Genomic DNA, 9,320 nt, shown 5'->3' on the forward strand with positions numbered 1-9,320 from the left:
GGGGCACGCTGGGGGGTGGGCCGGAGTGAACGTGTCCGGTGTGCCCTGCCGCGAGCGCCCGCGCGCCCCGCTTGTCCGGCCCGTGCTCCGGTCCGCGCAACAGTCGAGCGCCGGATGCCCCCTCCCGAACAGCTCTCGAAGTCTCTAGGCTCGGAAGTTCGCAGTTTCCCACCGCACCCGCGCCCCTACCCACACCCGAGAACCGAAGAGTCGAAGGACACCGACACCATGCGCCGCGCCTTGATCGTCGTCGACGTGCAGAACGACTTCTGCGAGGGGGGCAGTCTCGCGGTGGCCGGCGGTGCCGACGTGGCCGCCGCCGTCACCGAGCTGATCGGCCAGGCGGCCGGCCCCGGCTACCAGCACGTGGTGGCCACCCGTGACCACCACATCGCCCCCGGTGGCCACTTCTCCGACAACCCCGACTACACGCACTCCTGGCCGGCGCACTGTGTCGCCGGTACGGAGGGGGTGGGCTTCCACCCGAACTTCGCTCCGGCGGTCGCCTCCGGCGCGGTGGACGCCGTGTTCGACAAGGGGGCGTACGCGGCGGCGTACAGCGGTTTCGAGGGCGCCGACGAGAACGGCGCCTCCCTCGCCGAGTGGCTGCGCGCCCGTGACATCACCGAGGTCGACGTCGTCGGCATCGCCACGGACCACTGCGTACGCGCCACCGCCCTGGACGCAGCACGCGAGGGCTTCCGCACCCAGGTCCTGCTGGACCTGACGGCCGGGGTGGCCGAGGAGACCACGGAGCGGGCGCTGGAGGAGCTGCGCGGGGCGGGCGTGGAGCTGTCGGGCAAGCCGGTGGTGTAGTCCCACGGGTCGGCCGACGGCCCGGCGGGCACCCGCCGGGTCACACCCGCACCGGCGGCCTCCTCAGCAGCGCTCTGATCGGGTGCCACAGCTCCGGGGTCGTGGAGGCGGGGCAGACCGGGGACGTGCGCCATATGAGGCCGTCGGGGTGGTGCAGGACGGCCGTGATCTCGTCCAGGGTCGGGGGCGCCGCGTTGCCGCGGAGGTACACCGCTCGCATGCCCAGATTGCGGAGCCGGGTCAGGGCCCGGGCCCGGTTCGCGGCGAGGACCAGGACCCGTACGGAGCCGTCGTCCGCCGGAGCCCAGCTGGTGCCCGGAGTGCCCGGCGCCGTCGCCCCCGGCAGGTTCAGGGCGACGACGACATTGCCGTCCGGCAGTTTGCAGAAACCTCCTGCGGCCATGCAGGTCACACCCCCGTGAGCGTCAGTGTCAATAAGAAGGCCACACCCCGCACCTAAACACGTTCGGCCGCGACCCGCCAAGGGGGTCGCGGCCGAACATGCTCTGACCTGCGGAAATACTGTTTACTTCACCGCGGGGCCGACCTGGACCGAGATCGTGGAGCCGTCCTTGGCCTCCTTGACGATCTTGATCTTGGTGTTGGTGTCAGTGATCTTGACACCGGCGAGCGGGGTCGCCGGGTCGTAGTAGGTGTGGGCCCGGTCGTTGAACGTGGACACACCCTTCGACGACGGGATCCTCGTCAGCACGTCCGCCTTGTGCAGCTTCAGACCGTCCGTGCGGTAGAGGCTGAAGGGCGAGTCGTAGGACTGGATCCGGCTGCGCATCACCGTGCCGTCGGCCCACTTCAGCGCCGCCGGGTGCGAGTCCACCGGCAGGAGGAGACCCGTGCCGGGGTGCACGCTGGTGTTGTTGTCCGCCTGCGAGGTGTCCCACTTCCAGATCAACAGACCGTTCTGGTACGGGAAGTGCTCCACCCAGGACGGACGCGTGGTCGAGAAGCCGAAGTTGTACGGGCCGACCTTCAGCGTCTTGTCGTACGACACGTACTGACGGTTCTCGGCGATGTAGTACTGGGCGTAGTCCGAGGTGTAGTTCGCGCCCTTGCGGCTGAAGCCCTTCGCCGTCCAGGCGGCGTCGGCGCTCTCCACGTCGTCGGCGAAGACGGTCGCCCCGTCGGCCGTGACCGCGATCCGGTCGGCCGCGAAGCCCTTGAGGGCCAGGCCCCCGTCGGTCTGGTAGCGGAAGCGCAGGTCGAACTTCTTGCCCGCGTAGGCGTCGAGCGGGTAGGCGAGCTCCTGGTAGGCGGCGACCGATCCGGTCAACCCGGGCTTGTCGCTGCCGTCACGGGGGATCGCCGTGCCGTTCGCGGTCCCGTCGAGTGCCGTCCAGTTGGCTCCGCCGTCCGTCGAAACCTCGGCGTAGAGGAAGTCGTAGTTGCGCTCGATGTCCCACCAGCCGTCGAGGGTGAGGGACGCCGACGACCTGCCGGTGAGGTCCACCGGACGGGACAGCGTGTTCTTGAGGTCGTTGCCGCTGCCGCTCCACCACTGTGTGGCGCCCTGCGCCGGCTGCACGATCTCCGTGGTCACCGACTTCTTCGGCAGCTCGACCACGAGGGCCTGCTTGTCCTTGGTGTTGTACTCCGCGACCCCCAGCTTGTGCTTCGACTTCGTCGCGGCCTTCGCCGTGTCGTAGTCGAGCCAGCCGAGCTGGAGCTTGTCCCAGGCGGTCATGTCCCCGGGGAGGTCGCCGATGGCCTCCTTGCCGGTGCCGAGCCAGGAACCGGAGGACATCAGGGTCCAGAAGCCGGTGGAGTTGTCGCCGCCCTGGGTGTCGTAGTGGTCCGGCAGACCGAGGTCGTGGCCGTACTCGTGGGCGAAGACACCGAGGCCGCCGTTCTCCGGCTGGACCGTGTAGTCGCCGACCCAGATGCCCGTGTCGCCGATCTTGGCGCCGCCGAGCTTGTTGTCGGCCGGACCGGTCGCGCCCGCGTCGGTGCCGAACGCGTACCAGCGGTGGGCCCAGATGGCGTCCTCGCCCTGTGCGCCGCCGCCCGCGGACTCGTCCTCACCGGCGTGCACGATCTGGAAGTGGTCGATGTAGCCGTCGGGCTCGTTGAAGTCGCCGTCGGCGTCGAAGTCGTAGCGGTCCCACTGGTCGAACTCGGCCACGTCGGCCTTGATCTCCGCGTCGGTGCGCCCCGCTGCCTTCTGCTGGGCGACCCAGGACGTGAGACCGTCACTGACCACGTTCCACACGTTGTCGCAGGTGGTGTCACCGCAGTGGTTGGAGCCGTAGCGGGCCTCGTTGTAGGGGACCTTGACCCAGTCCGAGACCTCGCCCTCGATCGAGTAGCGGCCCGAGGACTGCTTCTCGTAGTACTTCTTCATCGACTCGGTCTTCTTGCCGGTGCCGAAGTACAGGTCCTGGAAGTGCTTCTGGTCGTAGTCCGCCTGCCAGGCCGTGGAGTTGTCCTGGGTGCGGTCCGGCTCCGCTATCCGGTTGTGCAGCGGGCCGGGGGTGCCGCCGTAGCGGCTGTCGATCTCGTCGCCGAACTCGACCAGGATCGTGAAGATCTTGTCGGTCTTCTCGCGGCCGAGCTCGACGTACTTGCTCTTGCCCTTCTTGCTCTTCAGCTGTACGACCTGCGAGCCGTCACGGTTCTTGACCGTGGCGTCGCCGGATATGACCTGCCGCAGGGCCTCCTCGCGCTGGGCCTCCTGGGTCTTGCTCAGGGGGCCTTCGAGGTCGTGGTCGTCGGCGTGCTCGTGGTCCGCCGGGTCGTGCCGGTCGACGGACGCCGCCGGAGCGGTGTCCGCGGCCTGCGCCACGGTGAACGCGGACAGGGTCGCCGCCGCCGTGGCGACCGCGACGCCGATCGCCGCCGCTCTGTACGTCCAGGGTCTACTGGTCACTTGAGTTCCTCCCCCGCGTACCGTTCGCGCGGAAGGGGGATGGCCCCGATCGTGGAGGAGTCCGCGCGCGGTATACGCGTGTAGTCAAGTGACGCCATTCGATCGGAGTTTCGACATAAAAAACAGATCTTGACTTGCTCAGGTCAAGTGGATTATCGGCGTCCAGGGGAAGCGCTTGTTCGTTATCCGGTCGTTATGCGCGCGGCTCGCCCCCGTCCGACCGCCTCTCGAACCGGCGCGCATATGCGTCCACTTGCCGGACCCCATGAACCCGTGCGCCCCCTGTGCACCCGGCACCGTGTGTCAGGTCACGCTTACCCGTCGTTCCACTCGGGCACCCTGGCGAATAGAGTCGATTGGCGGAGCGCCGGAGGTCGGCAGAAGCCAAGCCGACTGCACTGCTTGACCTTTGAATCCCACCCGAGGACACGATTGCCATGCCTCGTCCGACGACCGCACAGCTCGCCTACGGCTCCTGCACCGTGATCTTGTCCACCCTCGCCATGCTGCTGCTGTCACAGACGAGTTCCGGCGCGGGCATCGCGGTGATCGCCCTGTCCGCCCTGGCCCTGGGCCTGCTCGTCGCGCTGACGGTGCCGCTGCCCAAGCCCGCGCCAGGCGCATCCGCCCGCCCCGCCGCACGCCCCAGGGCCTCCTTCGCCGCCCCGGCCCGAAGCCGGGTGGCCGCGCGGTCCGAGGCCGTACGGGAGCCCGTGCACGAGCGGATGGGTTCCTGAACCGGCACTCGGTGACAGCTTGATGAAACGCTTCGGCGGGCCCGTGCTCCACGGACCCGCCGTCGTCGTGCGCCCCCCGTGCCCGTCAGCTCCGCTCAAGCGGTGCTGACCACCACCGTCTTGGCCGCCTTGTCGTGCAGACCCTGCTTGTAGGGCTTGTCGAAGAAGCTCCAGCCGCCCGCGATCGCCGTCCAGATGCAGGCGCAGCAGAAGGCGAACGGGATCCACAGCACGGCCGCGCGCGTCAGCGCGGTCTGCACGGAGGGGGTGGAGCCGTCGTTGAGGTTCGCCACCCGCAGTCTCATCAGCTTCTTGCCGAGGGTCTGGCCGTTCTTGACGGTGAAGTACGTGTCGTAGGCGATGTAGAGGACCGCCGCGAGCGCCTCCTGCGCCAGGGACTTGCCGAACTCGAAGTCGTCCGAGTCCACGGTGTACTGGCTGATCCTGAACGCCCAGGCCAGCAGCCCCACCACGATGGCCACCAGGATCATGTCGATGATCCGCGCGAGCACCCGCTTCCCGCTGTCGGCGAGCGGCGGCATGCCGGAGAGCGGGTCGTTGGGGTACGGGCCACCGCCGTAGGGGTCACCGCCGTAGGGACCGCCGCCGTGGGGAGGCGGCTGGTCGCCGTGGGGAGGCGGCTGACTGCCGTACGGCGGTTGCCCGCCGCCGCCCCCGTACGGCGGCTGCTGGGGCGGCGGGTCGTACGGGGAGCCGCCGCCCTGCCGCGGCGGGGGCTGCTGCTTCCTGAACGGGTCGTCGTCCGGGGACTGACCGGAGCCGAAGGGCGGCGGTTCGGTACTCATGGCCCGAGTCGACCGCGAACCCCCCGCCTCCGCATCCGGCACGGGGCCGTCCGGAGTACGGGGACGCGGCGGGAGCGGCTTCAGCACCCGCTAGTCGCCCGCCACGAACGTGTGGGCCGCCTTGTCGTGCCAGCACTGGCGCCACGGCTTGTCCCACACGCACCACAGCACGCCGATCACGCCGACGCCCAGCAGCCCGGAGACGGTGTGGACGAGCCAGCGCCGCAGTGAGCCCATGAAGGACGGGGGCTCGTGGCCCTCGATGTCCCGGACCTCGATGCCGAACAGCCGCTTGCCGAGGGTGCGGCCCCACTTGGCGGTGGGCAGCACCTCGTAGAGGGCGCTGACGAGGAACAGGACGCCCAGGATGATGCCCAGGTAGACGGAGGTCGTGCCGTCGACCAGCCAGACGGTGACCTTCTCGCCGGAGAGCCTGGCCGCGTCGATCTTCTCGTCGATGTGGTCGAGCGCCTTGGTGCCGAACGGCACGGCGGCCGCGGCCGTGACGCCGCCGACCACCAGGCTGTCCACCAGCCGGGCGGCCAGCCGTCTGCCGAGCCCCGCCGGTCTGGTCTCGGCCTGCCGCCGGGCGGCCGCCTGGAAGGGGTCCTCGACGACCGGCTTCCACGGCGCGACGGGCTGCTCACCGTCGCCCCCGGCCAGCTGGTGCACCTGCTGGGCCCAGGAGGGCTGCCCGCCGCCGAGGCCGACGGCCATCGGGGTGTCGGCGGACTGCGGGGTGGTGGACTGCTGGGGCACGCCCGGCGCGAGGGGCTGAGCCTGCGGGGACTGGACCGCCTGCGGGGCCGAGGGGAAGGCGCCACCGAACGGGGTCTGCTGCGGCTGCGGGACCGGGACGGCAGGAGTGACGGGGGACGCCGGCGCGATCGCCGAGGGAACCGGGGCCTGAACGGGGGCCGTTGACGCCGGGGCCGCACCGCCCGGCGGCGGACCCTGCGGCACCGACGGGTCCTGCGCGGCGGGCGGGGTCTGCGGGCCCTGCTGAGGACCGGACGGTGCCGACGACGAGGGCGACGAGGACTGCGGGGAGAGGCCCAGGGCCTGCTGGGCGGCGACCTGCGCCGGGGTCAGGGGCGCGCCGAAGGCGGCGGGAGCCACGGGGGCGGCGCCGTCCTGCTGCCCCGTGCGCGAGGACGGCCGGAAGGCCATGGTGCCGTCCGACGACGCGGGTTCCGCGCTCTCTGCCGCCTCCGGGCGCCCGGAGGCGTTCGGGCGCCGGAAGACCACCGTGCCCGGCGTGGCCCCGGCCTCGTCGTCGGTGTCCGCCGGCGGGATGGTCGCCGTGCCGTCCGTGCTCGCCGTATGCCCGGGGTCCCCGAAGCCCGGGGAGCCGGTGGGGCCGGCCGAGCCGTCGAAGCCGCCGGAGCCGCCGGAGCCGTCTGCGGCACCGTCCGCGTCCCCCGCACCACCCGTACTGCCCGTGTCGGCCGAGAGCGAGAGGCGGGGGTCGGCGCTGCGGGCGGAACCCCAGGAGACGAGGCGGTCCTTGTCGCCGCCGAAGCCGGTCTGGCGGGAGCGGTCGGCGCCCCACGCGGAGGCGGGCTCGGGACGGGAGCCGTGCAGGGCACTGTCGGACGGCCTCGCCGCGTCGCCGTCGCCCGCGGGGTCCTCGTCGAAGAAGTGCGGGCCCGTCTCCTCCACGGCGCCGGACGGGCCGGAGCCGGGCGGCGGGGCGAGCGGCTCACCGTCGGAGGGCGCCGGACGGCTCGTACCCGGCACCCAGGCCGCGCCGTTCCAGTACCGGACATATCCAGGAATGGACGGGTCCGGGTAATACCCTTCGCGGGGCCTGTCGTCGCCGGGGGCCGGGGTTGGGGCGCTCATGTCCGTCGTCCCGTATCTGCTCGTGGGTTTGATGGAGGCAACCAGATCTACCAGACGTGGGCACGGTCCATGACCGCTGCCTCCGGACCCGCCCCATTCGCGCACGGATCTGCTACGGGCGGGGCGGGCCGCGAGGTGCCGGGTACCGGTCGGTGGACTCGTCGGAAAAAAGTTTCGCGAACCCGCGTAATGCTTCGGGGCCCACGCCGCTCTCACTCGTACGGGCCCGCCCACGGGGCCCTCCACGAGAGAGGAACGATCACCATGCGGCACACCGTCGTGGAGCGCGAACTGGAGCTCAGACTCGTCCTGTCGCCCGAGCGCAGCATCCCCGTGCCGGCCAAGCTGGGCTACCGCAGCGACGACCCGTACGCCGTCCACATCACCTTCCACGTCAACTCCGACCGGCCGGTGCACTGGACGTTCGCGCGGGAGTTGCTCGTCGAGGGGGTGTTCCGGCCGTGCGGGCACGGGGACGTGCGGGTGTGGCCGACGAAGGTGTCCGGCCGCAGCGTCGTCCTGATGGCGCTCAGTTCACCGGACGGGGACGCCCTGCTCGAAGCGCCGGCCGCCGCGGTGTCGGCCTGGCTGGAGCGGACCCTGCGGCTGGTCCAGCCGGGCTCGGAGTTCGACATGCTGGGCATCGACGACGGCCTGGCCGAACTCCTCGCCCAGTGAGGGACTGGTCCCGGGAACACGGGCGTCAGAACAGCTTGCCCGGATTGAGGATGCCCAGCGGGTCGAAGACGGACTTCACCGCCCGCTGCATCTCCATGCCCACCGGGCCGATCTCCCGCGCCAGCCACTCCTTCTTGAGGATGCCCACACCGTGCTCGCCGGTGATCGTGCCGCCGAGTTCCAGACCGAGGGCCATGATCTCGTCGAAGGACTCGCGGGCGCGGCGGGACTCGTCGGGGTCCGCCGCGTCGAAGCAGACGGTGGGGTGCGTGTTGCCGTCGCCGGCGTGCGCGCAGACCCCGATGGTCAGGTCGTACTTCTCGGCGATGCGGTCGACGCCGTCAAGCAGCTCGCCGAGCTTCGAGCGCGGCACGCACACGTCGTCGATCATCGTCGTGCCCTTCACCGCCTCCAGCGCGGTGAGCGACAACCGCCGTGCCTGGAGCAGCAGTTCGGACTCCGCCGCGTCGTCCGCCGGGACGACCTGGGTGGCGCCCGCGGCCTCGCACAGCGCGCCGACGGCGGCGAGGTCGGCGGCCGGGTCCGGGGTGTCGAAGGCGGCGAGCAACAGCGCCTCGGTGGTCTCCGGCAGCCCCATGTGCGCCAGGTCGTTCACGGCCTTCACCGTCGTACGGTCCATGAGTTCGAGCAGTGACGGGACGTGCCCGCCGGCCATGATCCGGCACACCGCGTCGCAGGCGGCGGCCGCCGACGCGAACTCCGCCGCCAGCACCAGCTGCCGGGGCGGCCGCGGCTTGAGGGCGAGGGTCGCGCGGACGACGATGCCGAGCGAGCCCTCCGAGCCGACGAAGAGCCGGGTGAGGTCGTAGCCGGCGACGCCCTTCGCGGTGCGCCTGCCGGTGGACATCAGCCGGCCGTCGGCGAGCACGACGTCCAGGCCGAGGACGTACTCGGCGGTCACCCCGTACTTCACACAGCACAGGCCGCCGGAGGCCGTGCCGATGTTGCCGCCGATCGTGCACATCTCCCAGCTGGAGGGGTCGGGCGGGTAGGAGAGGCCGTGCTCGTCGACCGCGCGGGAGAGGGCCGCGTTGATGACGCCGGGTTCGACGACGGCGATGCGGTCGACCGGGTCGATCTCGAGGATCCGGTCCATCTTGGTCAGGGACAGCACGATGCAGCCCTCGGAGGCGTTGGCGCCCCCGGACAGGCCGGTGCGGGCGCCCTGCGGGACGACCGGGACGCGCAGTTCGGTGGCGGTGCGCATGACGTGCTGCACCTGTTCGACGGTTCGGGGCAGGACGACGACCGCCGGGACACCGGCCTCGCAGAAGCTCGCCATGTCGTTCGCGTAGGAGGTGGTGACGTCCGGGTCGACGAGGACCGCCTCCGGCGGCAGGCCGCTGAGCAGTCGGTCGACGAGGTTGCCGGTCGTCTCGTCGGACGGGGCTTGGATACGGCTCATGATCACAGGTTCGCACTCACGGCCATCGGTGTGAACCCGTCGGCGCGAGCGTTCGGGTGCGGGATGTGGTCGTCGTATTGACGCACAGTGACGCCATGTCTGTGGAGAACGAGGAGCGGGCGGGGCGGGCG

8 protein-coding genes are annotated in these 9,320 nt (G+C 71.1%); 3 read left to right on the top strand and 5 right to left on the bottom strand.

Annotated elements, in window-relative coordinates; all coding sequences use genetic code 11:
* Nucleotides 1–228 precede the first annotated feature (228 nt).
* Nucleotides 229–816: an isochorismatase family protein gene (locus P1P70_RS34285; protein WP_319244804.1), complete on the top strand. Its 588-nt coding sequence runs from the start codon at nt 229–231 to the stop codon at nt 814–816.
* A 40-nt stretch (nt 817–856) separates the two neighbouring features.
* On the opposite strand, the gene P1P70_RS34290 is transcribed toward P1P70_RS34285, so the two are convergent.
* Together P1P70_RS34290 and P1P70_RS34295 are read right to left on the bottom strand one after the other, a co-directional pair.
* Nucleotides 857–1,219: a hypothetical protein gene (locus P1P70_RS34290; RefSeq protein WP_319244806.1), complete on the bottom strand. Its 363-nt coding sequence runs from the start codon at nt 1,217–1,219 to the stop codon at nt 857–859.
* 123 nt (nt 1,220–1,342) lie between these two features.
* Complete coding sequence (locus P1P70_RS34295; protein ID WP_319244808.1) at nt 1,343–3,697, bottom strand: immune inhibitor A domain-containing protein; 2,355 nt, start codon at nt 3,695–3,697, stop codon at nt 1,343–1,345.
* Between the two features lie 437 nt (nt 3,698–4,134).
* Between P1P70_RS34295 and P1P70_RS34300 the strand changes: the two genes are divergently transcribed.
* A complete protein-coding gene (locus P1P70_RS34300) occupies nt 4,135–4,434 on the top strand; it encodes a hypothetical protein (RefSeq protein ID WP_319244810.1) in 300 nt (99 codons plus the stop codon).
* 95 nt (nt 4,435–4,529) lie between these two features.
* Here P1P70_RS34300 and P1P70_RS34305 read toward each other — a convergent pair whose 3' ends face one another.
* Nucleotides 4,530–5,240, bottom strand: a complete 711-nt coding sequence (locus P1P70_RS34305; RefSeq protein ID WP_319244812.1) for an RDD family protein — start codon at nt 5,238–5,240, stop codon at nt 4,530–4,532.
* 90 nt (nt 5,241–5,330) lie between these two features.
* A complete protein-coding gene (locus tag P1P70_RS34310) occupies nt 5,331–7,085 on the bottom strand; it encodes an RDD family protein (protein ID WP_319244814.1) in 1,755 nt (584 codons plus the stop codon).
* A 264-nt stretch (nt 7,086–7,349) separates the two neighbouring features.
* Here P1P70_RS34310 and P1P70_RS34315 point away from each other — a divergent pair, with 264 nt between their 5' ends.
* A complete protein-coding gene (locus tag P1P70_RS34315) occupies nt 7,350–7,763 on the top strand; it encodes an SsgA family sporulation/cell division regulator (RefSeq protein ID WP_319244816.1) in 414 nt (137 codons plus the stop codon).
* A 25-nt stretch (nt 7,764–7,788) separates the two neighbouring features.
* Here the strand turns inward: P1P70_RS34315 and P1P70_RS34320 are convergent, their stop codons facing one another.
* Complete coding sequence (locus P1P70_RS34320; protein ID WP_319244817.1) at nt 7,789–9,195, bottom strand: FAD-binding oxidoreductase; 1,407 nt, start codon at nt 9,193–9,195, stop codon at nt 7,789–7,791.
* Nucleotides 9,196–9,320 lie beyond the last annotated feature (125 nt).

The organism is Streptomyces sp. MB09-02B (assembly GCF_033794485.1).
Lineage (GTDB): Bacteria > Actinomycetota > Actinomycetes > Streptomycetales > Streptomycetaceae > Streptomyces.